The sequence below is a fragment of the Streptomyces sp. NPDC092370 genome, assembly GCF_044755265.1.
GTDB lineage: Bacteria > Actinomycetota > Actinomycetes > Streptomycetales > Streptomycetaceae > Streptomyces.
Genome location: NZ_JBIVQO010000007.1, coordinates 164,527 through 188,484, shown reverse-complemented (window position 1 = coordinate 188,484; position 23,958 = coordinate 164,527). Strand labels below are relative to the sequence as shown.

24 protein-coding genes and 1 pseudogene are annotated in these 23,958 nt (G+C 73.2%); 14 read left to right on the top strand and 11 right to left on the bottom strand.

Features of this window, described 5'->3' with window-relative positions; translation table 11 throughout:
* Positions 1-88: 88 nt before the first annotated feature.
* The gene (locus ACIQHQ_RS22315; RefSeq protein WP_402613943.1) at positions 89-502 is read right to left on the bottom strand and encodes a roadblock/LC7 domain-containing protein; all 414 of its coding nucleotides are present in this window, start codon (positions 500-502) and stop codon (positions 89-91) included.
* A gap of 104 nt (positions 503-606) precedes the next feature.
* Between ACIQHQ_RS22315 and ACIQHQ_RS22310 the strand changes: the two genes are divergently transcribed.
* Positions 607-1,035, top strand: a complete 429-nt coding sequence (locus ACIQHQ_RS22310) for a PPOX class F420-dependent oxidoreductase (protein WP_402613941.1) — start codon at positions 607-609, stop codon at positions 1,033-1,035.
* 16 nt (positions 1,036-1,051) lie between these two features.
* Here ACIQHQ_RS22310 and ACIQHQ_RS22305 read toward each other — a convergent pair whose 3' ends face one another.
* The 3 genes from ACIQHQ_RS22305 to ACIQHQ_RS22295 form a co-directional block, all read right to left on the bottom strand.
* Entirely contained in the window at positions 1,052-1,657 is a 606-nt protein-coding gene (locus tag ACIQHQ_RS22305; RefSeq protein WP_402613938.1) for a GTP-binding protein, read from the bottom strand.
* A gap of 68 nt (positions 1,658-1,725) precedes the next feature.
* Entirely contained in the window at positions 1,726-2,136 is a 411-nt protein-coding gene (locus ACIQHQ_RS22300) for a DUF742 domain-containing protein (protein WP_402613935.1), read from the bottom strand.
* Positions 2,137-2,158: 22 nt separating this feature from the next.
* On the bottom strand, positions 2,159-2,596 hold the full coding sequence (locus tag ACIQHQ_RS22295) for a roadblock/LC7 domain-containing protein (protein ID WP_402613932.1): 438 nt from the start codon (positions 2,594-2,596) through the stop codon (positions 2,159-2,161).
* A 131-nt stretch (positions 2,597-2,727) separates the two neighbouring features.
* On the opposite strand from ACIQHQ_RS22295, the pseudogene ACIQHQ_RS22290 reads away from it, so the two are divergent.
* Positions 2,728-3,138, top strand: a pseudogene (locus ACIQHQ_RS22290) (transposase); the annotation flags it as partial.
* 8 nt (positions 3,139-3,146) lie between these two features.
* Here the strand turns inward: ACIQHQ_RS22290 and ACIQHQ_RS22285 are convergent.
* Entirely contained in the window at positions 3,147-5,723 is a 2,577-nt protein-coding gene (locus ACIQHQ_RS22285; RefSeq protein ID WP_402613929.1) for a nitrate- and nitrite sensing domain-containing protein, read from the bottom strand.
* Positions 5,724-6,020: 297 nt separating this feature from the next.
* Positions 6,021-6,794, bottom strand: a complete 774-nt coding sequence (locus tag ACIQHQ_RS22280) for an MHYT domain-containing protein (protein WP_402613926.1) — start codon at positions 6,792-6,794, stop codon at positions 6,021-6,023.
* A gap of 152 nt (positions 6,795-6,946) precedes the next feature.
* Here ACIQHQ_RS22280 and ACIQHQ_RS22275 point away from each other — a divergent pair, with 152 nt between their 5' ends.
* A complete protein-coding gene (locus ACIQHQ_RS22275) occupies positions 6,947-7,546 on the top strand; it encodes a class I SAM-dependent methyltransferase (RefSeq protein ID WP_402613923.1) in 600 nt (199 codons plus the stop codon).
* Positions 7,547-7,613: 67 nt separating this feature from the next.
* Here the strand turns inward: ACIQHQ_RS22275 and ACIQHQ_RS22270 are convergent, their stop codons facing one another.
* Entirely contained in the window at positions 7,614-8,513 is a 900-nt protein-coding gene (locus tag ACIQHQ_RS22270; RefSeq protein ID WP_402613920.1) for an oxygenase MpaB family protein, read from the bottom strand.
* A gap of 99 nt (positions 8,514-8,612) precedes the next feature.
* Here ACIQHQ_RS22270 and ACIQHQ_RS22265 point away from each other — a divergent pair, with 99 nt between their 5' ends.
* Complete coding sequence (locus tag ACIQHQ_RS22265) at positions 8,613-8,909, top strand: hypothetical protein (RefSeq protein ID WP_402613917.1); 297 nt, start codon at positions 8,613-8,615, stop codon at positions 8,907-8,909.
* Positions 8,910-9,043: 134 nt separating this feature from the next.
* On the top strand, positions 9,044-9,904 hold the full coding sequence (locus ACIQHQ_RS22260; protein ID WP_402613915.1) for a hypothetical protein: 861 nt from the start codon (positions 9,044-9,046) through the stop codon (positions 9,902-9,904).
* A 51-nt stretch (positions 9,905-9,955) separates the two neighbouring features.
* Here ACIQHQ_RS22260 and ACIQHQ_RS22255 read toward each other — a convergent pair whose 3' ends face one another.
* Positions 9,956-10,138, bottom strand: coding sequence for a hypothetical protein (locus ACIQHQ_RS22255; RefSeq protein WP_031107015.1), 183 nt, complete (start codon positions 10,136-10,138; stop codon positions 9,956-9,958).
* A 390-nt stretch (positions 10,139-10,528) separates the two neighbouring features.
* Here ACIQHQ_RS22255 and ACIQHQ_RS22250 point away from each other — a divergent pair, with 390 nt between their 5' ends.
* From ACIQHQ_RS22250 to ACIQHQ_RS22240, 3 genes are read left to right on the top strand one after another with little or no spacing between them, the layout of a single operon-like run.
* Positions 10,529-13,228, top strand: a complete 2,700-nt coding sequence (locus tag ACIQHQ_RS22250; protein ID WP_402614514.1) for a DEAD/DEAH box helicase — start codon at positions 10,529-10,531, stop codon at positions 13,226-13,228.
* Positions 13,225-14,502 carry an SWF or SNF family helicase gene (locus ACIQHQ_RS22245; protein ID WP_402613911.1) on the top strand — a complete coding sequence of 426 codons (1,278 nt, stop codon included), beginning with the start codon at positions 13,225-13,227 and terminating at the stop codon, positions 14,500-14,502. The genes ACIQHQ_RS22250 and ACIQHQ_RS22245 overlap by 4 nt, the downstream gene beginning before the upstream one ends.
* Positions 14,499-15,086, top strand: coding sequence for a GNAT family N-acetyltransferase (locus tag ACIQHQ_RS22240; protein ID WP_402613908.1), 588 nt, complete (start codon positions 14,499-14,501; stop codon positions 15,084-15,086). The genes ACIQHQ_RS22245 and ACIQHQ_RS22240 overlap by 4 nt, the downstream gene beginning before the upstream one ends.
* Before the next feature lie 466 nt (positions 15,087-15,552).
* Here ACIQHQ_RS22240 and xylA read toward each other — a convergent pair whose 3' ends face one another.
* A complete protein-coding gene (xylA, locus tag ACIQHQ_RS22235; RefSeq protein ID WP_402613905.1) occupies positions 15,553-16,719 on the bottom strand; it encodes a xylose isomerase in 1,167 nt (388 codons plus the stop codon).
* Positions 16,720-16,849: 130 nt separating this feature from the next.
* Between xylA and xylB the strand changes: the two genes are divergently transcribed.
* The 6 genes from xylB (at position 16,850) to ACIQHQ_RS22205 (ending at position 22,595) form a co-directional block, all read left to right on the top strand.
* On the top strand, positions 16,850-18,295 hold the full coding sequence (gene xylB / locus ACIQHQ_RS22230; protein ID WP_402613902.1) for a xylulokinase: 1,446 nt from the start codon (positions 16,850-16,852) through the stop codon (positions 18,293-18,295).
* A gap of 15 nt (positions 18,296-18,310) precedes the next feature.
* Entirely contained in the window at positions 18,311-19,519 is a 1,209-nt protein-coding gene (locus ACIQHQ_RS22225; RefSeq protein WP_402613899.1) for an ROK family protein, read from the top strand.
* A gap of 229 nt (positions 19,520-19,748) precedes the next feature.
* On the top strand, positions 19,749-20,348 hold the full coding sequence (locus tag ACIQHQ_RS22220) for an N-acetylmuramoyl-L-alanine amidase (RefSeq protein WP_402613897.1): 600 nt from the start codon (positions 19,749-19,751) through the stop codon (positions 20,346-20,348).
* A gap of 93 nt (positions 20,349-20,441) precedes the next feature.
* Positions 20,442-20,840 (top strand): luciferase family protein, encoded by a 399-nt coding sequence (locus ACIQHQ_RS22215; protein ID WP_402613894.1) that lies wholly within the window; start codon positions 20,442-20,444, stop codon positions 20,838-20,840.
* A 78-nt stretch (positions 20,841-20,918) separates the two neighbouring features.
* Positions 20,919-21,233 (top strand): hypothetical protein, encoded by a 315-nt coding sequence (locus ACIQHQ_RS22210; RefSeq protein ID WP_402613891.1) that lies wholly within the window; start codon positions 20,919-20,921, stop codon positions 21,231-21,233.
* 126 nt (positions 21,234-21,359) lie between these two features.
* Complete coding sequence (locus tag ACIQHQ_RS22205; RefSeq protein ID WP_402613888.1) at positions 21,360-22,595, top strand: phosphodiester glycosidase family protein; 1,236 nt, start codon at positions 21,360-21,362, stop codon at positions 22,593-22,595.
* Positions 22,596-22,597: 2 nt separating this feature from the next.
* Here ACIQHQ_RS22205 and ACIQHQ_RS22200 read toward each other — a convergent pair whose 3' ends face one another.
* Both ACIQHQ_RS22200 and ACIQHQ_RS22195 read right to left on the bottom strand, forming a co-directional pair.
* The gene (locus tag ACIQHQ_RS22200) at positions 22,598-22,792 is read right to left on the bottom strand and encodes a hypothetical protein (protein ID WP_142165279.1); all 195 of its coding nucleotides are present in this window, start codon (positions 22,790-22,792) and stop codon (positions 22,598-22,600) included.
* A 119-nt stretch (positions 22,793-22,911) separates the two neighbouring features.
* Positions 22,912-23,775 carry a phosphatidylinositol-specific phospholipase C/glycerophosphodiester phosphodiesterase family protein gene (locus ACIQHQ_RS22195; protein ID WP_402613884.1) on the bottom strand — a complete coding sequence of 288 codons (864 nt, stop codon included), beginning with the start codon at positions 23,773-23,775 and terminating at the stop codon, positions 22,912-22,914.
* Positions 23,776-23,958: the final 183 nt, after the last annotated feature.

Below are 23,958 nucleotides of genomic sequence, written 5' to 3'. Positions count from 1 at the left end.
TGCGGTCGCCGTGAAAAAACCGTAGCCGCTGCGGCGGATCTCGTGGCGAACCTGTGGATAACTCCACGGGGGATGAGGAACATGCAGGTCAGAGATCCGCGATCGGTTTCGGCTCCGGCTGGCGGGCGTCCACGTCGAGGTGCTCGCCGACCCGGTTGACCAGCAGTGTCATCTCATAGGCGATCTGGCCGATGTCGGCCTCCGCGCCGCTGAGGACACACAGACAGCTACCCGTTCCCGCGGCGGTGACGAAGAGCACCGCGTCGTCGAACTCGATCATCGTCTGGCGTACGCTGCCGGCGCCGAAGTGCCGTCCGGAGCCCTTGGCCAGGCTGTGCAGCCCGGACGACACGGCCGCGAGGTGCTCCGCGTCCTCGCGGCGCAGTCCGGTGCTCGCGCCGGTCACCAGGCCGTCGTTGGACAGGACCAGTGCGTGCCGCACTTCGTGGACGCGATCGGTCAGGTCGTCCAGCAGCCATCCGAGTCCCTGGTTCTGCGCCATGTTCCCTTCTCCCCGTTTTCTCCCCGTGCGATTCTCCTCCTGGCCGGAGGACCTCCACGCCAGCCTTCCCCACGTCCGCTGTCGGGGCAAGGAGGATGGGAGCCATGGCAGAGAAGATGACCGACGCGGGGTGGCGGGAGTTCGTTTCCCACGGCACCCGCACCGCGAAGCTGTCCACGGTCCGGGCGGACGGCAGCCCGCACGTGGCTCCGATCTGGTTCCTGCTGGACGGGGACGAGGTGGTGTTCAACACCGGCCAGGACACCGTGAAGGGGCGCAACATCGTCCGGGACGGCCGGGTCGCCCTGTGCGTGGACGACGACCGGCCGCCGTATTCCTTCGTGGTTCTGCGGGGCCGCGCCCGCGTCTCGGACGACCTCGACGAGACACGGCACTGGGCCACCCGGATCGGGGCCCGGTACATGGGCGAGGAGCGCGCCGAGGAGTTCGGCGCGCGCAACGGCGTCCCCGGCGAACTCCTCGTCCGTGTCACCGTCGACAGGGTGCTGGCGGAGCGGGACGTCGCGCTCTGACGGCGGTACGCCCCGGTCAGCCGACCGAGTCGAGCAGCCGGGCGGTGTGCATCCGCCCGGCGTACTCGACGAGCCGGATCAGCACCTCCTTTCCGGAGTCGCGGTCACGGGCGTCGCACAGCACCACGGGCGTGCCCTTGTCGAGGTCGAGGGCGCGCGAGACGTCCGGGGCGTCGTGCCGCCGGGCGCCCGCGAAACAGTTGACGGCCACGACGAACGGGATGCGCCGGTGCTCGAAGTAGTCGACGGCGGGGAAGCAGTCCTCCAGGCGGCGGGTGTCCGCGAGGACCACCGCGCCGAGCGCCCCTTGCGACAACTCGTCCCACAGGAACCAGAACCGGTCCTGGCCCGGCGTGCCGAACAGGTACAGGGAGAGGCCGGACCGGATGGTGATGCGTCCGAAGTCCATGGCGACGGTCGTGGTGGTCTTGTGGTCCACGCCGTCGGTGTCGTCCACCGACTGCCCTGCTTCGCTGAGCAGTTCCTCGGTGCGCAGTGGCCGGATCTCGCTGACGGCGCCCACCAGTGTCGTCTTGCCCACGCCGAACCCGCCGGCGACCAGAATCTTCAACGCCAGTGCGGCCGTGTCGCCGTCCGGGGCGTCGGAGTGCTCGGAGACCATTGATCACTTCTCTCAGGAGTGCCGGGTGTCGTGCATGCGCGGGTGGTGGGCGTTCAGCCAGTCGGTGGCTACAGCGCCCTCAGTCCCTCGATCACCTCGCGCAGGATGCGTTCGTCGGGCAGTTGCGCCGGTGGTACGGGGCGGCTGACGGTGACGCAGCCGAGTTCCAGGAGGTCGCCGAGCAGGACCCTGACCACACCGACGGGCAGGTCCGCACCGGCGGCGAGTTCGGCGACCGACTGGGTCTCCGTGCGGCACAGGTCGAGGAGGTTGCGGTGTTCCGGCCCGAGCGGGGCGTCCTCGACGCCGGGTGCGCCCGGGTCCAGTGTGACCAGGGCGATCAGGTCGAACCGGACGCCCGTGGGGCCGGGCCGGGTACGTCCGCCCGTCATGGCGTAGGGGCGGACGAGCGGGCCGGCCTCGTTGTCGTACCACTGGCTGCCCTGTTCGAGCCGGGTGCCCGTCGTGTCCTCGGTCATCTGCGCGGACCGTTCTTCCGGTTCATCCGGCGGCCGGTGGCCGCGCGGCCACGCGGGGCGCCGTGCCGAGGTGCTCACCGACGCGTTTGACCAGGCGGGCCATCTCGTAGGCCACGAGGCCGATGTCGGCGGTGACGGCGGTGAGGAGGGCGAGGCAGGAGCCGTCGCCCGCGGCGGCCACGAACAGGAAGCCCTCGTCCATCTCCACCATGGTCTGGCGGACCCCGCCGGCGCCGAAGTGCCGTCCCGCGCCCTTGGCGAGGCTGTGGAAGCCCGAGGCGACCGCGGCGAGGTGCTCGGCGTCCTCGCGGCGCAGACCGGTCGAGGCGCCCACGGCGAGGCCGTCGTTGGACAGCACCACGGCATGCCGTATGTCGCTCACGCGGAGCACCAGATCGTCCAGCAGCCAGTCGAGTTCGCCGGACCGCCGGGCGGACTGTGTGCTCGGTTCCTGGATCATGCGGTGTCCCTAAGAATGTCGGCGGTCCGGGAGGACCGGGTGTGGCTGATGCGGAGGTGCCGCTGAGGGCTCAAGGAGAGTGGCCGCCCGGTCTGCCGGGACGCTCCGGCTGCTGCGGGAGAGCTGCGGTCATCGCTGATCAGGGACTTGTCGCCCGCGACACCTTCCGCCTCGACGAGCGCGCCGAGATCGTCGGATCCCAGCCCGGCAAGCGCCCGATCCTCGGGGTGGAGTTCGTCGCGATCGTCGGCGACCTGTCCGGTCGCGAGAACGCCGGCCGCCTCGCCTCGCACGCGGGCCCGGCCCCCGTACCCCGCGCCTGCGGCCGCCGGACAGTCAACTACCACCGGGCCAAGCGCTACAGCCGACGCCTGCGGCATGTCCTCGACCTGTCCGCCCAGAGCGCCATGATGCGGCCGGGACCATCGCGCGACTACCACCTCGAGAAGCACGCCGGAGGCGTGATCCACACCCAGGTGCTGTGGGCGTTGCTGCGCGACAAACGGCTCTCCACCCCCGTCCCGCCGGTCACGCAGGCGGCTCGACACGGTCATGGAGACTCTCCTTCGCTGCTGCCGCTGCCCGTCGCGGGGCCGGGACTGGTGCCGCGACCGGGTCGCCTGCCGCCGCCGCGCGCCCAGCCGTCGCGGTAGGCCGCCATGCGGTCCCGTACGAGTTCGGGGGTGCGTTCGTCGTCCCGGGGGGCGTGCGCCGACGGTTGCTCCTCGGGACGCCCGTCGCGCAGTTGGGGAGCGAGGCTGGCCTGTCGTACACGGCGCGGAAGGTCGTCGGAGTCTTCCGGCTGCTGCGGTGGGCGGTGCAGTCGCAAGGTGGCGACTCCTGGAGGAGGGGCCGGGCTCGGGGTCTCCAGGTGACGTCGGCTCTCCGCGTGATGCGGTGTGTCCGCGTGCCGCACGGCCTCGGTCTCCGCGACGGCCCGTACGGGAGCCACGAGGGCGCGCCGGTCGCTCTGGGCGGGGACGGCGTCCTGGAGCGTGGTGCCGTCGGGCACGCGCGCGTAGGCGCGCTCCTCGGGTTGCCCGGCGGGCCGCGCGTCTTCGGGGGACCGTTTCACCGCCCCTGTGTGGAGCAGGGCGGTGGGCAGCAGGACGACCGCCGTGGTGCCGCCGTACGGCGAGGTCCTCAGGTGAACCTTGACGTCGTGCCGGGCGGCGAGCCTGCTGACCACGAACAGCCCGAGGCGGTCGCTGTCGAACAGGTCGAGCGCCTCGGACTGCGCGATGCGGCGGTTGGCTTCGGCGAGGGTCTCCTTGCCCATGCCGAGACCGCGGTCCTCGACCTCGACGGCGTAGCCGTTGCCGACGGGTTCGCCGGTGACGCGCACCCGGGTGTGGGGCGGCGAGAACTGGGCGGCGTTCTCGATGATCTCGGCCAGCAGGTGTGTGAGGTCGGCGACGGCTGCGCCGACCACGGCCGCCTCGGGAAGCTGCCGTACCTCCACGCGCGCGTAGTCCTCCACCTCGGAAACGGCCGCCCGGACCACGTTCGTCAGGGAGACGGGCATGCGCCAGGCCCGGCCGGGGGCGGCTCCGGAGAGGATGATCAGACTCTCCGCGTGGCGCCGCATGCGGGTGGTGAGGTGGTCGAGGCGGAAGAGGTCGCTCAGCTCGTTCGGGTCGTCGGAGCGGCGTTCCATGCTGTCCAGGAGGGCCAGCTGCCGGTGGACGAGGATCTGGCTGCGGCGGGCCAGGTTGACGAAGACGCCGGAGATGCCGCTGGCGAGTTCGGCGCGCTCCACGGCGGCCCGCAGCGCGGCGCGGTGAACGGTGGTGAGGGCCTCGGCGACCTGCCCGGTCTCGTCCTCCGCGGGTACTCCCGGCGGGGCCTCGGCTCGGATGTCGATCTCCTCCCCCGCCCGCAGTTTCCGCATGGCGTCGGGGAGTTTGCGCCGGGCGATCTCCAGGGCGCCGTTGCGCAGGCTCACCAGTTCCACGACGAGGCCGCGCCCGATCCGCACGGAGATGACGAGCGAGGCGGCGACCGCCGCCAGGCCGAGCAGGACGGCGGCACCGGCCGGGGTGAGCAGTCCGCGGGTGAACGGGTCGGCCCGCTCCGCGACCGCGCGTGCCGCGTCGTCCTCGATGGTGCGCATGCCGTTGCGCACGCGCGTGTGGGCCGCGTTCCAGGTGCTCTCGGGTGCCGCTTCGGCCGCCTTCGCTCCCGGCCCGCGAGCGAGGACGCCGTCCTCGGCGTGGCCCAGGGCGGTGTAGGCGCTGTGGCGCGAGAGGGCGTCCCATGCGGAGCGTTCGCCGGCGCTCAGGTCCGCGACGGCCGACTCGGTGAGCGTGCGGCGCAGGTCGACGGCGCCGGTGAAGAGCCGGAACCGCTCCCCGCTCAGGGCGCCGTCCAGACGGGCACTCGCCAGCACCGCGTCCTCCTGGGCCAGCGCCTCGCCCGCACGGGCGAATTCGAGCAGCACGCGCGCGTCGGAGCCGAGGTCGGCGTCCTGGATCCCGCTGAGCGCACCGCCGACGCCGAAGGCGGTCGAGATGGTCCGGGTGTAGCGGTCGTAGGTCTCCGCCCAGCCCGCTCGCCCGTCCCGCACCGCCGTGCGCAGTGGCCGCAGTTGCTCGGTACCGGTGACGAACGCGTTCAGCCGCTGGGCGACTGCGGCGGGCAGTTCCCCGCTGTCGGCGACGGTGTTGTCTGTGCCGAGCCGCAGTTTCGCGACGGCCCGGTCGGTGCGCCGGGCGAGCTCGTCCAGTTCGCCGGCGCGGACGGCGGAGGGGTCGGTGGCGTGGCGTACGGCGGCCGCGCGTTCGGCCTGGAGGGCGTCGACGGCGGCGGAGACGGGGGTGCGGACCGTGGCGTCCACGCGCTGGACCTGCCGCAGCCGGGAGACGTCCTGGGCGGTGGTGACGGTCGCGTAGGCCCACAGGGCGAGGAGGGAGACGACCGGCACCATCAGCAGGCAGACGATCTTGGCGCGCACGGTGCGGGGGCGGATGTGCCAGCGCTCCGCGCGCACGGGTATCCCGTTCGCCGCGGCGCCCGGGGGCGTCTCGGGGCTCTCGTCGGCCGGGGGCCCGGCGTGTGCACGGCGACCGCGCACGGGCGGGGGCGGCGCCTCGGCGCCGTCTGTGGGGGGCCTACGGGGTGTTCGCATGGGCTCCTCGCTCGGGAGTGGGTCGGGGGCGTGCGGTCCGGCGTGCCCCGCACGGACCGGAGTGCAGGGCCGGACCGGCAGTCGCACTGTCCGGCCGTCGGGTGCGCCACGGGGGCCGCCGAGGCTGTTCCTCCTGGTCACAGGGTTCGCTGACGGGAGGCGCACCTCGCGTGCCGACCCCGCGCGACCTGGCGTCGGCGGCGGTGACGGTGACGGCCGAGGTCCCGGCGGACCACCCGGGCCGCTGCGTCACGTTCGGCTCTGCGCGGTTTCCGCGGTTCGCGGTCGCCTTCGCGGCTAGGGTGCGGCGCTTCCCACCGGTCGCTGAGCCGAGGCGGAGGCCGCACGCTCCCCGGCCGTCGGCGACAGGGCGACGAAGGCCGAGGTGAGGAAGAGATAGGAACCGAGGCCGACGGCAAGGGGGAAGACGAACTGCATCGCCGATGCCCCGGGCAGAGTGTCCCCGGAGGGCGTCACGCGCACACCCACAGCGAACATCCCGGTGTAGTGCATGCTGCTGACGGCCGCGCCCATGATCAGGGAGGCGATGGTGACCGCCACGGGCGACTTGATGTTGAGCGCCGCCCAGAGGGCCGCTGTCGCGGCGACGACGGCGATCAGCACGGAGAGTCCGACGAGCAGCGGGTCGTAGGTCACGTCACCGTGCAGACGGACGGCCGCCATGCCCAGGTAGTGCATGCTCGCGACGCCGAGCCCGGTGGTGAGCCCGCCGGCCAGCAGCGCCCGGCCCCGGTCCCTGCTGTAGCCGACGGCGAAGACGCCTGCGCAGACGACGACCATGGCGACGAGCAGGCTCAGCAGCGTGAGCGGCACGTCGTAGCGGATGTCGGTGCCGGTGACGCCGAACCCGAGCATGGCCACGAAGTGCATGGTCCAGATGCCGGTGCCGATCGCCGAGGCGGCGGTGACGAGCCAGTTGCGCCGCGAGCGCCCGGTGGTGGCGAGCGCGCGGACGGTGCAGCGCAGACCGAGCGCGGCGCCTATGCAGGCCATCACGTACGACAGTGCGGGGGTCAGCCACCCCAGGGCTGCGTGGTCCAGGTGTCCCATGACCCCGGGACGCTAGACCCGGCTGGGGCGCGCGAAGGGGGCGCATTTCGAAAGGTGCTGGAATATGACGCAAGGATGTATCGGAACGATCGGGTCACGCTCGAACGTGTGCACTGAGGCGTCATCCCTGCCGGTGAGGAATCATGCGGTGCATGAGCGACGAGCAGACGCGTGTCCAGGAGTTCTTCACCGCCCGCGCCGCCGACTGGGACAGCCGGTTCCCCGATGACGGTCCGGCCTACGCGGCCGCGGTCGCCGAACTCGGACTGCGGGCGGGTGACCGGGTCCTCGACGCGGGGTGCGGCACCGGACGCGCCCTGCCGCCGCTGCGAGCCGCCGTCGGGGCCTCGGGAGTGGTTCTCGGGGCCGACCTGACGCCGGCCATGCTGCGGGAGGCCGTACGGGCCGGGCGGGATCGTGACGGGCGGTTGCTGCTCACGGACGTCGCCGCGCTGCCGCTGCGCTCGGAGTCTTTGGACGCCGTGTTCGGGGCGGGCCTCATCTCCCACCTCGGGAACCCGGCCGAGAACCTGCGGGAACTCGCGCGCGTGGTGCGCCCCGGTGGGGTGCTGGCGCTGTTCCACCCGATCGGCAGGGCGGCTCTCGCGGCACGCCACGGCCGCCCGCTCACCCCGGACGACCTGCGTGCCGAGTCCAACCTCCGTCCGCTGCTGGCCGGTTCCGGATGGCGTCTGACGTCGTACGTCGACGAGGACTTGCGATTCCTGGCACTGGCCGTGCGCGAGGACTGAGCACCGTGCACGAGGACCGAACACCGTGCGCCAGGGCCGGGCCGTGGGCGAAGGCCGAGCCGTCGTGTCACCCGGCCTCGGCGTCCGGCGCCGCGTGACGCGCGGGGCAGCCCCGGACGCCCGGGACGGGGCGGGTGCCCAGGTCGGCGATCCGGTAGCCGTAGGGGTAGCCCTTGATCTCCCGGTTCTGGCGGGCGAAGTGCGGGGTCCGCCGGGGCGGCAGCAGGCGTACGGCACGACCGCGGAGCCGGACCGCGCGACGCACCCACGCGCGTGTGGCGGCACTCGGCGGGGTGTAGCGGAAGGCGCGCAGCAACGGGTCGTCGAGCAGCGCGAGGGTCGTGGTGCGCAGCAGGGGGGCGAGGGGGCCGGGGTACCAGGAGGCCATCAGGCCGAGCGTGGCGTCCGAGACGCGCCGGGCGTCCTCGTCCCAGGCGAAGTGGGCGGCCTCGTAGGAGTCGAGGTAGTTCTCGAAGTCCTCGTAGGTCTCGGGGATGTTCTTGATGCCCATGTGCCGGCCCAGTGTGCGGTGGTGGACGACGCCGGCGACGGTCTCGTGGCGTGACATCCTGCGCCAGCCGTAGGCGTCGATCCACCGTTTGGGCATCACGACGAACGTGCAGAGCACGTAGCGCATGTCGTCGTCGCTGATGTCGTAGCTGCGGTGCATCTGATTGATGCGGCGGATCGCGGTCCTGCCCTGGTCACTGCCGAAACCGTGCTCGACGATGGTGTCCAGGAGCAGCGAGGTGTCGTCGTAGCGCTTCTGCGCCCGGTCCGTGAGCTCCGCCGTCCGCGCGAGCAGCCGGCCGATGCTCGGGACGGCGTAGGTGCGGTACAGGGCCAGTTCCAGGGCCTGTGTGAAGTCCCACGGGAACTCGTACGCCACGCTCAGCCGGTAGATCTCCGTGGCCTCCTCGTACGGGTCCATCCGCCGGATCTGTTCGAGGCGTGAGAAGCGCTTCACCGTGCTATCCCCCTTCTGCCACAGGTTCTCCAACTCTACGTTGGTCCTCAGCAGCTGAACGACCAGGCAGGACGGGCGCACAAGGGGAAGGTGGTCAGCATGTGGGACAGGTTCCGCAAAGCCGGGGGAAGGGTCACTCATGTCCTGCGCACGGAGCCGAAGGCCGGCGGGGACATGCGGCCGCACAATCTCTTCGAGGCCGCGGCCACCTATGTCACGGCGTGTGCGCAGGACGACCAGGAGCGGTCCGAAGAGGCGGCCGGCTGGGTGTCGCCGGAGGCGCTGTCGTTCGGTGTGAACGAGCTGGCCTGCCGGGCCGTGATCGCGCTCGCCCGGGAGCGCGGCGAGTCGCCGGAGACGGTGGCCCGCGAGTTGCTGGGGCTGCCGGCGGCGTGAGGGGCCGTTCCGGAGGGTCGATTCGCCCCGTCCGCCGGAAAACTGCAGCTCCGCGTGCGCGGGCGAGGCCGTGACAAGGGGCTTGCGGGCGCATTAGGGTGCGCGCCGGTGGACGAACCGATGGGGAGGCTGGGATGGCCGGGACGGACGAGGAAGCCGTCGCCGCCGCGGACGATGCGCTCTATGTGCTCACGGCGGTGCTGCTGACGCCGGCGAAGTTCCCGAGTGTGCTCGGCGACGACTACCCCGAGGCATGCGCGGCGCTCGGTCTCGCGCCGCTCGCCGACGGCTACGGGCTGGTGCTCGGTCAGGACGGCGAGGGCGCCCGGTGGACGGTGGCCATCGACGACGTCTCCCTGGTGGCCGTCGCGATCGCGTCCTGGGACTGCGGCATGGAGTACGAGCTGTCGCCCGACGAACGCACGGTCGTCGCGGCCCTGCCCGGCTGGCCCCTCGCGGTGGCCGTCGCGGCCCCCGGGGTGCCCGCGCCGCACGATCCGGGCCCGGAGGCCGACGACCGGCCCCCGCTGACTCCTCCGGACGCCACCGTCTGGGGCCCGGCCCAGCGGCGTCTGGGCGCGGACGAGATCGCCCTGCAGTGGGCGGCGTGGCGGGAGCAGGTCGACGACGCGGACTTCCCGGCGCCGGGGCCCTCGGGAACACCGGGTGACGGGGAGGGGGCGGGCGACGGCCCCGGCGAAGGCGGGGAGAGCGGGCGGAAGGATGGCCACAGCGGCATCCGGCGTGTCCTCGCGGAGGCCCGCGCCTACATCGACTCACCACCGCCGCTGGGCCGGGTCCGGTCCTCCTTCGCGCCGGGAGACGCCCGGACCCTGCGGGCCGACGGTCCGGGCTGGTCGCTCATCGCCAGGACCGACGACATCGCCTTCGTGCTGCTCGACGAGGAGCCCGGCGAGGTCCTGCCGGTCGGCCGGGGGCCGGAACTGCCGGGCCTCCTCGAAGCGCTCGACAAGATGGCCGTACGGCCGAACTGAGCCGGTCCGGCCGGGGCCTGAGCATCGGCCGGGCCGCACCGGATCAGCGCCTCAGCGGCCGAGTTCCTTGCGGGTGGTGCGGCGGAGCCTGCGCCGCTGCGACGGATCCAGCGCGAGGTACGCGGCGGCCGGGACTCCCAGGATGATCAGGAGCGATGCCCACCAGGGCAGCCAGATCAGCAGGATGAGCCCGACCGCCACACCGCCTGCGGCGATCTTGGCGTTGTTCGACATGACTGTCGCCTCCTTCGCGGCCACTGCCGCTCTCTGTCTCGAAAACGGACCCGCGCTCACGGCGGTTCCGGACCGCGACCCTGAGACATCCCTGAGGTGCGACCCCGACGCACCCCCGAGACCTCCATGGTGACTCAGCTCACAGCTCAGCCCTACCCGTGCGCATCGGAAGTGCTGTACTCTCGACGATTCCGCTCCCCAGTAGTCAAATTTGAGGAATCCGCCATAGCCGAGCATCCGACACCCCCGGCATCCTCCGCCGAGGTCTCCGAACTGGCCCTTTGCCACTCCGTATTCCTGCCCGGCGACCCCGCGCGCACGGGCAGGGTCGCCTTCTGGCGGCCGGACGGCGCTTCCCCTCCGGCCGTGGCGTCCGCGCCCGTCACGGAAATGACCGTCGTCGTGCCGCACGGCAGCGGTGTCGTAGAAGCGCACGTGCCCGCCGCCCTGATGCCGGTGCGCACGGCCCTGCCGGTCCTCACCCGCGCGCGTGCCGACGGGCAGGGGCAACGGTCCACCGTCTTCTGGGGCGCCGCGGCCCTGCACGCCCTGCATCTCGTGGCGCGCGGACTGCTGCTGCCGGGGCTGTCCCCGGGGGACCACGACGCCTGGCGCACCGGCCCGCTGCGCACCGAGGACGTCGAGGCCGTACGGCGTCTCGCCGCCTCGATGCCGCCCGAGGCCCACGCCGTGCCCCTGGACAGCGCCGGGCCGCTGCGCCTGCCCGACCCGGAGCAGCTCCTGCGCGCCTTCCTCGACGCGGTCGCCGACACCCTGCCCCGCTCCCCCGCCGCGCCGCTGGTGGCGGGCGGTCCCGCCTACGCCGCGCCGGAGCCGGTGCGGATGCCCGAGCAGCGCGCCTGGGCCGCCGATGTCGCCGCGGGCCACGACGCGGGTGTGCGGCTGTCGTTGCGGATCGAGGCGGACGGACTGGAGGAGACGGCGGCCCACGACGCGGACGTGACGTTCCGGGCCGTGCTTCAGGTGCACAGCGTGAGCGACCCCGCGCTCGTCGCTGACGCGGCGGATGTCTGGGCCGGCGCCGGCGGCGAGGCCTTCGGCCCCCGCGCGCGGATGGACGCGCTGCTCGCCCTGCGCCGCGCGGCCCGGGCCTGGACCCCGCTCACCCCACTGCTGTCGGCGACCGTGCCGGACGCGGCCGAACTCGCCGACGAGGAGGTCACCGAACTGCTCGGCACGGGCGCCCGTGCCCTGAGCGCCGCCGGGGTCGACGTGCACTGGCCCAAAGGACTGACCCGCGACTTCGCCACGCGCGCGGAGGTGGGCCCTTTCGACGGCGGCCCGGAGTCCGGCACAGCATTCGCGGCCATGCCGTCGCTCCTGTCCGCCGACGCGCTGCTCGCCTTCACCTGGTCGTTCTCCCTGGGCGACCGGCCGCTGGACCGCGAGGAAATGGACCGTCTCGCCGAGGCCAAGCGTCCGGTGGTGCGGCTGCGCGACCAGTGGGTCCTGATCGACCCCCAGGAGGTGCGCCTGGCCCGCTCCCGGCAGGACCGCAAGGTGACACCGGTGGATGCCCTGGCCGCGGCCCTGACGGGCTGGGCGGAGGTGGAGGGCCACCGGGTCGAGGTACGGCCCACCGGATGGCTGGCCGCCCTGCGGGAGCGGCTCGCCGACCCCGAGGGGCAGCAGCCGGTGGAGCAGCCGGCCGCCCTCGCGGCCACCCTGCGGGACTACCAGAGGCGGGGCCTGAACTGGCTCTCCGGTATGACGTCGCTGGGCCTGGGCTGCTGTCTCGCCGACGACATGGGACTCGGCAAGACGATCACGCTGATCGCCCTCCATCTGCACCGGCAGACCGAGTCGGAGTCCGCCGGGCCCACGCTGGTGGTCTGCCCGACGTCCCTCATGGGCAACTGGCAGCGGGAGATCGAACGCTTCGCACCCGGCACACCGGTACGGCGCTTCCACGGCGCACGGCGCGCGCTGGACGGCCTGGCCGACGGCGAGTTCGTGCTCACCACGTACGGCACGATGCGCCTGGACGCGCCCCGGCTCGCCGCAGTGCCGTGGGGCATGCTCGTGGCGGACGAGGCCCAGCACGTGAAGAACCCGTACTCCTCGACCGCGCGGGAGCTGCGCTCCATCGGGGCACGCGCGCGCGTGGCGCTCACCGGCACCCCGGTGGAGAACAACCTGTCGGAGCTGTGGGCGATCCTCGACTGGACGACCCCCGGACTGCTGGGGCGGCTCGGCACCTTCCGCAGGCGGTACGCGGAGGCCGTCGAGGGTGGCCAGGACCCGGCCGCGGCCGACCGTCTGGCCCGGCTCGTACGGCCGTTCCTGCTGCGCCGCCGCAAGTCGGACCCGGGGATCGCGCCCGAGCTCCCGCCGAAGACGGAGACCGATCACACCGTGTCGCTCACCCAGGAGCAGGCGGTGCTGTACGAGGCGGTGGTGCGCGAGGCGCTCGCGGAGATCTCCGGCGCCGGCAGCATGGCCCGCCGTGGCCTGATCGTGAAGCTGCTGACCGGCCTCAAGCAGATCTGCAACCACCCGGCGCAGTACCTCAAGGAGGAGCGGCCGGTGATCACCGGCCGCTCGGGGAAGCTGGAGCTGCTGGACGAACTGCTCGACACGATTCTCGCCGAAGGAGCGGGCGTGCTGGTGTTCACGCAGTACGTACAGATGGCCCGTCTGCTGGAGCGGCATCTGGCCACCCGGGGCACGTCCTCGCAGTTCCTGCACGGCGGGACCCCGGTCACGGAGCGCGAGGCCATGGTCCGGCGCTTCCAGGACGGTGAGGCGCAGGTGTTCCTGCTGTCGTTGAAGGCGGCCGGCACCGGGCTGAACCTCACCCGGGCCGAGCACGTCGTGCACTACGACCGCTGGTGGAACCCGGCGGTCGAGGCGCAGGCGACCGACCGCGCGTACCGCATCGGCCAGACCCGGCCGGTGCAGGTGCACCGGATCATCGCGGAGGGAACCATCGAGGACCGCATCGCCGAACTGCTGCTGAGGAAAAGGGAGCTGGCCGACTCGGTCCTCGGCGCCGGCGAGGCGGCGCTCACGGAACTGACGGACGCGGAACTGGCGGATCTGGTCGAACTGCGAGAGGGCCTGCGATGACTCGGCACGAGGACGACACGGAACGCGTCTTCGCCGCGCTGCCGCCCGCGCGCGGGCGGGGCTTCGCCCAGACCTGGTGGGGTCAGGCGTGGCTGGCCGCGCTGGAGGGCACGGCTTTGGACTCGGCGCAGCTCAAGACGGGCCGCCGGCTCGCCCGCGCGGGTGCGGTCGGCGCGGTGTCGGTGCGCCCGGGACGGCTCACGGCCGTCATCCAGGACCGCGACCGCACGGCGCACCGGGCCGACGTCCTGCTGGAGGAGCTGTCGCCCGAACAGTGGGACCGCTTCCTGGACATGGCGGCGGAGCGGGCCGGTCACGTGGCGGCGCTGGTGGACCGGGAGATGCCGCCCCACCTGGTCGAGGACGCGGCGGACGCGGGCGTCGAGCTGCTGCCCGGCCTGGGCGATCTGCGACCGGAGTGCGACTGCGGGACGTGGGACCACTGCGCGCACACGGCGGCGCTCTGCTACCAGGTGGCACGGCTGCTGGACCAGGACCCGTTCCTGCTGCTGCTGATGCGCGGGCGCGCCGAGGCCACCCTCTTGGACGACCTCGAGACGCGCGGCGGCGGTACGTGCGCTCCCGGGCCCTCAGGGCCCTCGGGTGTGGACGCGGTGGAGGCGTACGCGGGCGGAAGCATCCTGCCCCCGCTGCCGGCCCTGCCCGACCTCCCGGGCGAGCCGGGAGTGCCGCCGTCCCTGGACACCGAGACGCCGCCCGCTCCGGGCGTCGATCCGCACGCGCTGGAGTTCCTGGCCGCGCGGACCGCCGTCCAGGCCCACCGTCTGCTCACGGAGGCGCTCCGGGGCGGCTTCGACGCGGAACCGACACTGACGCAGGACGCGGTACGGCTGGCCGCGGGCGGCCCCGGCCGGGAGGTGGCGGACCGGCTCGCCGATGGATCGGGGCGCGACCGGGAGGGGCTGGCGGCGGCGGTCCGCGCCTGGCAGCACGGCGAGGCGGCCGCACTGTCCGTTCTCGACGAGCAGTGGCGCGTGGAGGGCGACACGCTCGCACGCGCGCGTGCCGCCCTGGAATCGGCCTGGGACACGGACGAACGACCGGAGCTGCGAGCGCACGGCAACCGCTGGACGGTCGTCGGGGCCCCGGTCCAGCTGCGCCTCGGCCGGGACGGCCGGTGGTGGCCCTACCGCAAGGAGCGCGGCCGCTGGGTGCCCGCGGGAGGCGCCGCCCAGGATCCGGCGACGGCCCTGGCCGCGGTGACGGCCCCGGCTACGGCCGAACTCCAGCCCGGAGAGGGGAGCTCCCTGTGAGGATCCAGCGGTACGGCCCGGACCTCCTCACCGTCACCGACGAGCTCACCGAAGCGTACGCCGAGGTCTTCACGGCACCGCCCTGGGAGCCCCGGGACCCCGAAAAGACCCGGGTGGAGTTCCGTGAGCGGCTGGAGACGGACGTGCGCCGACCGGGTTTCCGGGCGGTGCTGGCGCTGTCGGAGGACGGCGGGGTGGACGGTTTCGCCACGGGCTGGACCACCCGAGCGCCCTTCCGCACCGACCGCGCCTACGGGAAGGTGACCCGGCGGCTCGGTGCGGACCGGGTGAACGAGCTCCTCGTGGGCTCCTTCGAGATCGACGAACTGGGCGTACGCTCCCGGGCCCGCGGTGCGGGCCTGGGGCGGCGGTTGCTGTCCGCTCTCGGCTCCGGCGCACCCGGCGGCCGGGCCTGGTTGATGACCTGGAGCGGTGCGCCGGACGCAGTCGCCTTCTACCGCCGCTCCGGATGGTGGGAGCCCGAACCTGTGCCGGGTGAGGAGACCGACATGGTGGTGTTCGTCGCGCCGGGCCGGCCTTCCGGCGAGGCCTCCGGCTCGGGGGCGCGGGCCTCAGGGCACTAGCCCGCTGGGGTCCAGGGGACGGGAGGAGCGATTCGAGGCCACTCGGCAGCTGCGTCGGGAAGCCCGACGGCAGCCGGGTCGGCAGCTCGCTCGGCAACCTGGTGGGCAGCTCGGTGGGGATGCCGAAGGACGGGGCGGGAGTGCGGCCGGTGCTCTCGCCCGACGGCTCCTTGTCCGGCGAGTCGCCTCTGTCCGAGGCCATGAGCACGACGAGGGACACGGCCACCACGGCCGCGAGCACGGCGAGCAGGACCGGTAGCGGATCGCGGCGCCGGGGAGGTCCGGGCGGGTGCGGCGGTACGGGCGGCAGGGCCATACCGACCAGAGTGACCGCGCACCGCGCGAGCCGGGAGGGGTGTGCGGAACCCGGTACGGACTCATGGCGTGGACCGCATGGTTCCGGTGCATGACGGGCCCGTCGGCCGGCCGGAGCGACCGGGTGACGGGCCCGTGCACGCGCGGGGTCTCAGCCACGTGCTCCCAGCAGGTGATCCATCGCCAGCTGGTCCAGGTGCTCGAACGCCATGCCGCGCGCGGCGGCCGCCTCCACGTCGAACGCCTCGAACGCCGACCGGTCGGAGAGCAGCGCCTGGAGGCCGTCCGCGGCGGTGGGCTGGGCCAGCTCGTCCAGGCGGGCCGCGCGCAGGGCCTCCTGGACCTCCGGATCGGCGCGGAAGGCGGCCGCGCGCTCCTTGAGGATGAGGTAGTTGCGCATGCACCCGGCCGCCGAGGCCCACACGCCGTCGAGGTCCTCGGTCCGCGGCGGCTTGAAGTCGAAGTGGCGCGGACCGGCGTAGCCCGCCGACTCCAGCAGGTCGACCAGCCAGAACGCAGCACGCAGGTCGCCGGCGCCGAAGCGCAGGTCCTGGTCGTACTTGATGCCGGACTGGCCGTTGAGGTCGATGTGGAAGAGCTTGCCCGCCCACAGCGCCTGTGCGATGCCGTGCGGGAAGTTCAGCCCGGCCATCTGCTCGTGCCCGACCTCGGGGTTCACGCCGTACAGCTCCGGACGCTCCAGGCGCTCGATGAACGCCAGGGCGTGGCCGACGGTCGGCAGCAGGATGTCGCCGCGCGGCTCGTTCGGCTTCGGCTCGATCGCGAAGCGCAGGTCGTAACCCTGGGAGGTGACGTACTCGCCGAGCAGGTCGAAGGCCTCCTTCATCCGGTCCAGGGCCGCGCGGACGTCCTTGGCGGCGCCGGACTCGGCACCCTCACGGCCACCCCAGGCCACGTACACCTCGGCACCGAGCTCGGCGGCGAGGTCGATGTTGCGGATGGTCTTGCGCAGGGCGTAGCGGCGCACGTCGCGGTCGTTGGCGGTGAACGCGCCGTCCTTGAAGACGGGGTGCGTGAAGAGGTTCGTGGTGGCCATCGGGACCTTCATGCCCGTGGCGTCCAGCGCCTGCCGGAAGCGCTTGATGTGCGCCTCACGCTCGGTGTCGCCGGAGCCGAAGGGGATCAGGTCGTCGTCGTGGAAGGTCACACCGTGGGCGCCCAGCTCGGCCAGGCGCTGCACCGTCTCGACCGGGTCGAGCGCACGCCGCGTGGCGTCGCCGAAGGGGTCCCGTCCCTGCCAGCCGACGGTCCACAGGCCGAACGTGAACCTGTCCTCGGGGGTGGGCTGGTAGCTCATGCCGCGGCTCCTTGCTCGATGAGGGTATTTCGTCATGCCGATTTACAAATTAGTATGCGAGCACCTCTCTGGGAAGAGACAAGGTGCCTCCGAACGGAGTCACGTGCCGCGCGCAGTAGGGAGAAGCCCGATGTCAGCAGCCGAGGGTCCGCTCGTCGTCGGCGTGGATTCGTCCACCCAGTCCACCAAGGCGCTGGTCGTCGACGCGTCCACCGGCAGAGTGGTCGCGAGCGGCCAGGCACCGCACACGGTCTCCTCGGGGGCCGGACGCGAGACCGACCCACGCCAGTGGTGGGACGCGCTGTGCGAGGCCCTGAACCAGTGCGGTGACGCGGCGCACGAGGCCGCCGCGGTGTCGGTCGGCGGGCAGCAGCACGGCCTGGTCACCCTGGACGGCCGGGGCGAGCCGGTCCGGCCAGCCCTGCTGTGGAACGACGTGCGCTCGGCGCCGCAGGCCCGCCGGCTCACGGAGGAACTGGGCGGCGCGAAGTTCTGGGCCGACCGCACCGGAAGCGTGCCCGCCGCCTCGTTCACGGTCACCAAGTGGGCCTGGCTGGCCGAGCACGAGCCGGAGGCGGTGCGTGCCACGAAGGCCGTGCGGCTGCCCCACGACTACCTCACCGAGCGGCTCACCGGGCAGGGCACGACCGACCGCGGCGACGTCTCCGGGACGGGCTGGTGGGCGTCCGGGACGGAAGGCTACGACGAGGAGATCCTGGCGCACGTGGGGCTCGACCCGTCCCTGCTGCCCCGTGTGGTCCGGCCCGGCGAAGTGGCGGGCACGGTGCGCGACGGCCATGACCTGCCGTTCTCCCGGGGCACCCTGGTCGCGCCCGGCACGGGGGACAACGCCGCCGCGGCGCTGGGCCTCGGGGTGCGGCCGGGCGTGCCGGTGATGAGCCTCGGCACCTCGGGCACGGTGTACACCGTGTCGCGGCACAGGCCTGCCGACCCGAGCGGCACGGTGGCGGGTTTCGCCGACGCCCGCGGCGACTGGCTGCCGCTGGCCTGCACCCTGAACTGCACGCTCGCCGTCGACCGCGTCGCGGCCCTGCTGGGGCTGGACCGTGAGGGGGTGGAGCCCGGCGCGGCCGTGACGCTGCTGCCCTACCTGGACGGTGAACGCACCCCGAACCTGCCGAACGCCTCCGGCCTGCTGCACGGCCTGCGTCACGACACGACCGCCGGCCAGCTGCTCCAGGCCGCCTACGACGGTGCCGTGCACTCCCTGCTCGGAGCACTCGACCTGGTCCTCGACGAGGACGCGGACCGCTCGGAGCCGCTGCTGCTGATCGGTGGCGGCGCCCGGGGCACCGCCTGGCAGCAGACCGTACGGCGGCTGTCGGGACGCCCCGTGCAGGTGCCCGAGGCCAGGGAACTGGTCGCGCTCGGCGCCGCCGCGCAGGCGGCGGGCCTGCTGACCGGGGAGGACCCTGCGGCGGTCGCGCGCCGCTGGGACACGGCCGCCGGGCCGGTGCTCGACGCCGTCGAACGGGACCAGGAGACGCTGGCCAGGATCGCCGGGGTACTCTCCGACGCGGCTCCGCTGCTGGAGCGGCCCACCGACACCCACTGAGGACTGGCGTCAGGCATGACCGCACCCCTGCACGAGGCACGCCCCGTCGGTCCGGGGCGCGCACTGCCCGACACCCAGCAGGGCATGCGCCGCCGCAATCTCGCCCGCGTCCTGCACGCCGTCCGCGCCGAGGGGCCGCTGTCCCGGGCCGCCGTCGCCTCGCGGATCGGCCTGACCCGGGCGGCGGTGTCGACCCTCGTCGACGAACTCATCCGCTCGGGACTGCTGGAGGAACTGGGGCCCGAGCGGCCCGGCCGGGTGGGCCGCCCGGGCTCCGCGCTCGCCGTGAGCGGACGCGGCCCGGCCGGCATCGGCGCGGAGGTCGGCGTCGACCATCTCGCGGTCTGCGCCGTCGACCTGCGCGGCACGACCCGGTCGCGGGCGATACGGCAGGGAGCGAACCGCGGCCGCTCCCCAGAGCCCGTGCTCGAGGAACTCACCGAGCTGATCCGGCGGGTCGTCGCCGAGGCCGAGGGCGAAGGCCTGTGGCCGGCCGGACTCGCCGTGGCCGTGCCGGGCCTGGTGGCGCGCGACGCCCGGACCGTCGTGCGCGCCCCGAATCTCGGCTGGCACGACACGGACCTCGGCGAGCTGCTGCCGGCGGACCTTTCGCTGACCGTGGACAACGAGGCCAACTTCGGCGCCCTCGCCGAGCTCTGGCTGGGGGACGGCACGCCCCGCGACTTCCTGCACGTCTCGGCGGAGATCGGGATCGGCGCGGCGGTCGTGGTGAACGGCGGGCTGCTGCGCGGAACCCGCGGTTTCGCGGGCGAGTTGGGACACGTGCCGGTCCAGCCGGACGGGCCGGAGTGTGCCTGCGGAGGGCGAGGCTGCCTGGAGCAGTACGCCGGCGAGGAGGCCGTGCTGCGCGCGGCCGGCCTGGAACCCGGTGACGACCGGGTCGGGCTGCTCGCGGGACGGGCCGCGGACGGCGACGAGAACGTACGCCGCGCCCTGCGCGACGCGGGGACGGCGCTCGGCGTGGCCCTGACCGGGGCGGTCAACCTGCTCGACCCGCAGAGCGTGGTCCTGGGCGGGGAACTGTCCGGGCTGGCGCCCTGGCTGCTGCCCTCCCTGCGGGACGAGCTGTCCCGTCGTACGGCGGGTCCGGCCTGCCCCGTGTCCGTGTCCGGGCTGGGCCCTCAGGGACCGCTGCTGGGGGCCGCGCACTCGGTGGTGCGGGCGGTGCTGGACGATCCGGCGGCCGTCGCCGGGCAGGCCTGAGGCAGGCCCCCGAAAGCATTCACCGGCGGCTCGCTGACGCCCAGAATCACCCGGCCGGGTGAGGGAGTTGTCCACATCCACGGGCCCGTCCACCGCCTCGCATCGCCTCCCCGCGACCGGCCGTCAGGAGCCGTAGCTTGATCACCGCGGGCCGCGGCCACCACGGCCGCCGCTCGCCGCTGTCGATCAAGGAACACCCTCCCGTCGAGCCCGGAAGAGGCACACGCTCATGGAACGGATCTCCCCCCTCCCCAGCAGGCGCGGCATCCTCGCAGGCGCCGCCCTCACCGCCGTCCCGTCCGTCCTGCTCACCGGCGCCCGGGCCGGTGCCCGGCCGCAAGCCGTCGATCACCCAGGAGCGGCATGGCACCCGGCGAGCCGCGGCAACTACACACCGTCGAACCGCCCGCGCGCCCATCCGCTGCACTACGTGATCATCCACGTGGCTCAGACGACGTACTCCGGCACCCTGTCCGTCTTCCGCAACCCCGAGAGGAAGGTGTCCGCGCACTACGTGGTGCGCTCGTCCGACGGACGCGTGGCGCAGTGCGTGCGTGAGTCCGACATCGCGTGGCACGCGGGGAACTGGGACTACAACACCCGCAGCATCGGCATCGAGCACGAAGGCTGGGTGGACCGGCCCGGCTACTTCACCGACGCCATGTACGAGCGGTCAGCCCGGCTCACCGCGGCGATCTGCGCGAGGTACGGCATCCCGAGGAACCGCGCGCACATCATCGGCCATCACGAGGTACCGGGCAGTGACCACACCGACCCGGGTCGGCACTGGGACTGGAAGCGCTACCTCCGGCTCGTCAAGTCCGCCTGAAACGCCGGTCGTAGCCCCGCGGTCCACCTCACGTCCCGGTTACAAATCGTTCAACCTCTGGTTGCGGACCGGTGAGCAGGCGACGATGGGGTCATGACTTTGGCCCAGCGCGCCATGGAGCGCCTGCAGGCCTGGCCCGACCTGATGGTGGGCCCGGCGGGTTGCGGTACCGGAAGGGCGCTCCGTTCCGTCCGTGACGAGATCGTCCACTTCCACTCCTCACGGGACGTGGACCTCCACCTCACTCGCCGGGCCATCCAGCGCTTCCACTACGACCTCGCCGGTTCGAGCGCGATCCACCTGCTGCCCGGATCGTGCTGGGTGACGGTCCACCTCGACTGCGAGGCGGACATCGACCTGCTGCTGAGTCTGGTGAGCATCGCCCTCAAGGCCCATCAGAACCCGCCCGCCGACGACGCAGAGCCGCGGCGTACGGGGTGCAATTTCCGCCGGGTCACAGTGCTGCCGCGTGATGCCGTGGCGGGTGGCTGAGCCTCGGCGGACGAACCGGAGGCGGCCGACGTCGAGGGACGGGACGCGTACGGAACACATCATCCGGAGCGGGGCACGGTGCTGCCCGAAGCCGGCGAGGGGACCGGGCCGGTGGCCGGGCCCGAGGACGTCCGGCTGCTCGGGACGCTCCTGGACGACGCGGGCGGTGTCGTCCGCATGAGCGTGGCCACCCGGGTCACCGCCTGGCGGGGCGGACCGTCGGACCAGCCCGGGGAGAGCGTCGGCCGCCGGCGCCGGTTCGGCCTGGGCCGGCTGCCGGCGCAGTTGCTCGTGTGCAGTGCGCAGGCACGCACCGCGGGGCGGCCCGGTCCGCCGGTCGACCGCCCGCCCGCGTATGTCACCCCGTACGCCACCGGAACGGGTGACAGCTGAAGCACCCAGAGGGGTGCGTTTTTCAGCCGTTCCCGCGTGGTCGGCGCTCAGCCACCCTGCCGGGCCCCGTCGTCTGGTGCACTGCCCCTGAGGGTCCGCCCAGTTGACGAGGCATCAGGGGGCACGGTGACAGGTCGGCACAGGCGCGCGAGAGCCGGCAGAGCGGTACTGGCGTTTCTCACGGCGTTCGGCGCGCTGACCGGCGCGGCGCCGGCCGGGGCGGCTCCGGCCGGCGCCGTCCAGAAGGGCGGCCGGATCGCGCCGGGCGTGACGTACGAGGAGTTCGACATCAAGGCGGCCAAGGGGGTGACGCACGCGCATGTGCTGAGGGCCGACCTGAGCAACCCTCGGGTGCGGGTCGACCTGCTGTACCCGGGGGCGGTGGCCTCGCGCGCCCAGGTCTCGGCGATGGCGAACACCCAAGGGGCGGTCGCCGGTGTCAACGGCGACTTCTTCAACATCAGCGAGACACAGCATCCCGGCGTCGAGGCGACCGGGGCGAGTGTGGGACCGGCGATCGCCGCCGGGCGGACGCTCAAGGCGGCCGTGCCGGACGGCCAGCGTTTCGGGCCGGCCCTGCCGCCGGGCACCAGCACCGAGGACGTGTTCGGCGTGGACGGTGACGGCCGGGCACGGCTGGACCGGCTGGCGCTCGCCGGTGCGGTCCGTACGACCGGGACCGAGCTGCCTCTCGGCGGGCTCAACCAGTACGCGCTCCCCGTGGGTTCGGTCGGCGCGTTCACCTCGGAGTGGGGCAGTGCCTCCCGGGTCCGCGCGACGTGCGGCACGGACACGGACCGCGCCGCCCCGTGCAGCACGGACGTCCACGAGGTGACGGTCCGCGACGGCAAGGTCGTCTCGGCCGCCGACACCCCGGGCAGCGGCCCCATCGCCGCGGGGACCACCGTGCTGGTCGGCCGGGAGGCGGGCGCCCAGCAGCTGCGCAAGTTCTCCACCGGTGAGACGGTCGAGGTCGAGCACAGCCTCGTGGCGGCCACGGACGGTGCCGCGTACCGGCTGGCCCTCGGCGGCTACCCGGTCCTCACGGGCGGGCAGCCGCTTCCGGGGCTCGACAGCACGACGTCGACCGTCCGTACGGCCGTGGGGATCGCCGGGAACGGACGGCGTGTGCTGCTGCTCGCACTGGACGGTGCCGCCGCCTACCGCAGCGGGCTGACGATCGCCGAAGTCGCCGCCACCATGCGGGACCTGGGCGCCGAGGACGCCTTCAGCCTGGACGGCGGCGGGTCGTCGACCCTGGTCGCCCGGAGGCGGGGAGCGAGCGAGGTCTCGGTGCGCAACCACCCCAGCGGCGGGGCCGAACGCCCCGTCCCCAACGGCATCGGCGTGTTCTCCGGGTGACGTCAGGGCCGCAGACCGCTGACGATGTCCGCCGTCGCCGTGAGGCCGCTGTGGATGGTGGGGGCGATGCTGGTGCTGGCCAGGTAGAAGCCGAGCAGCAGGCAGACCAGCGCATGGGAGACCTTCAGCCCGCCGTTGCGCAGGAAGATCACCGCCAGGATCATGAGCAGCAGCACCACAGAGATGGAAATGGCCATCGTCAACTCCTCCGCCACACCGCCATGTCCGGTTCACGGCGTTCGGCCGCAAGTGTGGCGTAGCGAAGGGTTCGTCCGTGCGGCTGACCTGTCCGCCGAACGTGTGGTGTCCTGCCGCCCTAGGGCGCCCGGCGGGCGTCGAGGAACGCCTCCAGGCCGGCGAGGTCGTCGGTGTTGAGGTAGTCGACGCCGGCGGCGAGCAGTTCGCCCCACAGCGCGTCGCGGGCGGGTCCGGCCAGGTCCGGGGTCGCCCAGAACCGCACCTTCTGCCCGCGTCGGTGGGCGGTCCTCACGATGCCCCGCAGCCTGTGCCGCTCGGCGTCGGGGAAGGGGCCCACGCCCCGCCAGGTGAAGTTGAGCGTCCAGTTGTCGCTGATCAGCGGGATGAAGGAGGCCGGCGCCTGGCTGCCGAGGTCGGCGAGGCGGCCGTCGTAGAAGGCGCGCCGGACGGTCTGGGCCTCCATGGGCGCGCGGGCGGCGCGATCGCCCGAGATCACGGCGGTGACCGGACCTCGGTGGACGCGGCCGTGGGCGTAGGTGGTGAACAGGTGCCGGTGGCGCCGGAGGTGACGGTCGAGTGCGAGGTACGTCGACGCGCCCTCGGTCTTGATGTCGACGAGCAGGTGGAGCGAGCCCCGGTGTCCCCGGTACACCGAGCCGTGGTGGGCCCGGACGCGGGCGGCGAGCGGGGCGAGGTACAGGGACTCCAGGGTGCGGGACGGGTCGAGGTCCTCCGGGTCGTGGGCGACGAGGAGCTGGTCGCCGACGAGGTGGATGTCGGCCTCGACGCTGCCGAAGCGGTGGTCGAGAGCGTCGAACAGGGGACGCGAGTGCTCGTAGTCGTTGTGCGCGTGTGCGCGCCACAGGGGGCGGGGCCGGTGCGTGCGTCCGCCGGCCGGCGCGGGTGCGGCCGGGAGGGCGATCGAGCCCGCGAGGGCTGCGCCGAGGGTGGTGAGGGCTCGGCGACGGGTGGTGAGGGCCATGCTCTGCCTCCCTTGGAGGTGCCGTGGGGAACCCTGTGAGTATGGGGTCCAGGTCGGCTCAAGAAGCAGGCCCTTGCGCGGAGTTGGCCACATCGCCGCGACGCGTTCACTTCACCGGGCCGGGGCGAGGGCAGGGGCGCACGAAAAGACCCGCCCCTGACGGGACGGGCTTTTCGGGCTGCC

What these genes read in the sequence shown, in the direction of transcription:
- ACIQHQ_RS22315 (WP_402613943.1), bottom strand. Translation starts at nt 502, where the DNA reads ATGGCGCAGAACCAGGGACTCGGATGGCTGCTGGACGACCTGACCGAT.
- ACIQHQ_RS22310 (WP_402613941.1), top strand. Translation starts at nt 607, where the DNA reads ATGGCAGAGAAGATGACCGACGCGGGGTGGCGGGAGTTCGTTTCCCAC.
- ACIQHQ_RS22305 (WP_402613938.1), bottom strand. Translation starts at nt 1,657, where the DNA reads ATGGTCTCCGAGCACTCCGACGCCCCGGACGGCGACACGGCCGCACTG.
- ACIQHQ_RS22300 (WP_402613935.1), bottom strand. Translation starts at nt 2,136, where the DNA reads ATGACCGAGGACACGACGGGCACCCGGCTCGAACAGGGCAGCCAGTGG.
- ACIQHQ_RS22295 (WP_402613932.1), bottom strand. Translation starts at nt 2,596, where the DNA reads ATGATCCAGGAACCGAGCACACAGTCCGCCCGGCGGTCCGGCGAACTC.
- ACIQHQ_RS22285 (WP_402613929.1), bottom strand. Translation starts at nt 5,723, where the DNA reads ATGCGAACACCCCGTAGGCCCCCCACAGACGGCGCCGAGGCGCCGCCC.
- ACIQHQ_RS22280 (WP_402613926.1), bottom strand. Translation starts at nt 6,794, where the DNA reads ATGGGACACCTGGACCACGCAGCCCTGGGGTGGCTGACCCCCGCACTG.
- ACIQHQ_RS22275 (WP_402613923.1), top strand. Translation starts at nt 6,947, where the DNA reads ATGAGCGACGAGCAGACGCGTGTCCAGGAGTTCTTCACCGCCCGCGCC.
- ACIQHQ_RS22265 (WP_402613917.1), top strand. Translation starts at nt 8,613, where the DNA reads ATGTGGGACAGGTTCCGCAAAGCCGGGGGAAGGGTCACTCATGTCCTG.
- ACIQHQ_RS22260 (WP_402613915.1), top strand. Translation starts at nt 9,044, where the DNA reads ATGGCCGGGACGGACGAGGAAGCCGTCGCCGCCGCGGACGATGCGCTC.
- ACIQHQ_RS22255 (WP_031107015.1), bottom strand. Translation starts at nt 10,138, where the DNA reads ATGTCGAACAACGCCAAGATCGCCGCAGGCGGTGTGGCGGTCGGGCTC.
- ACIQHQ_RS22250 (WP_402614514.1), top strand. Translation starts at nt 10,529, where the DNA reads ATGACCGTCGTCGTGCCGCACGGCAGCGGTGTCGTAGAAGCGCACGTG.
- ACIQHQ_RS22245 (WP_402613911.1), top strand. Translation starts at nt 13,225, where the DNA reads ATGACTCGGCACGAGGACGACACGGAACGCGTCTTCGCCGCGCTGCCG.
- xylA (WP_402613905.1), bottom strand. Translation starts at nt 16,719, where the DNA reads ATGAGCTACCAGCCCACCCCCGAGGACAGGTTCACGTTCGGCCTGTGG.
- xylB (WP_402613902.1), top strand. Translation starts at nt 16,850, where the DNA reads ATGTCAGCAGCCGAGGGTCCGCTCGTCGTCGGCGTGGATTCGTCCACC.
- ACIQHQ_RS22225 (WP_402613899.1), top strand. Translation starts at nt 18,311, where the DNA reads ATGACCGCACCCCTGCACGAGGCACGCCCCGTCGGTCCGGGGCGCGCA.
- ACIQHQ_RS22220 (WP_402613897.1), top strand. Translation starts at nt 19,749, where the DNA reads ATGGAACGGATCTCCCCCCTCCCCAGCAGGCGCGGCATCCTCGCAGGC.
- ACIQHQ_RS22215 (WP_402613894.1), top strand. Translation starts at nt 20,442, where the DNA reads ATGACTTTGGCCCAGCGCGCCATGGAGCGCCTGCAGGCCTGGCCCGAC.
- ACIQHQ_RS22200 (WP_142165279.1), bottom strand. Translation starts at nt 22,792, where the DNA reads ATGGCCATTTCCATCTCTGTGGTGCTGCTGCTCATGATCCTGGCGGTG.
- ACIQHQ_RS22195 (WP_402613884.1), bottom strand. Translation starts at nt 23,775, where the DNA reads ATGGCCCTCACCACCCGTCGCCGAGCCCTCACCACCCTCGGCGCAGCC.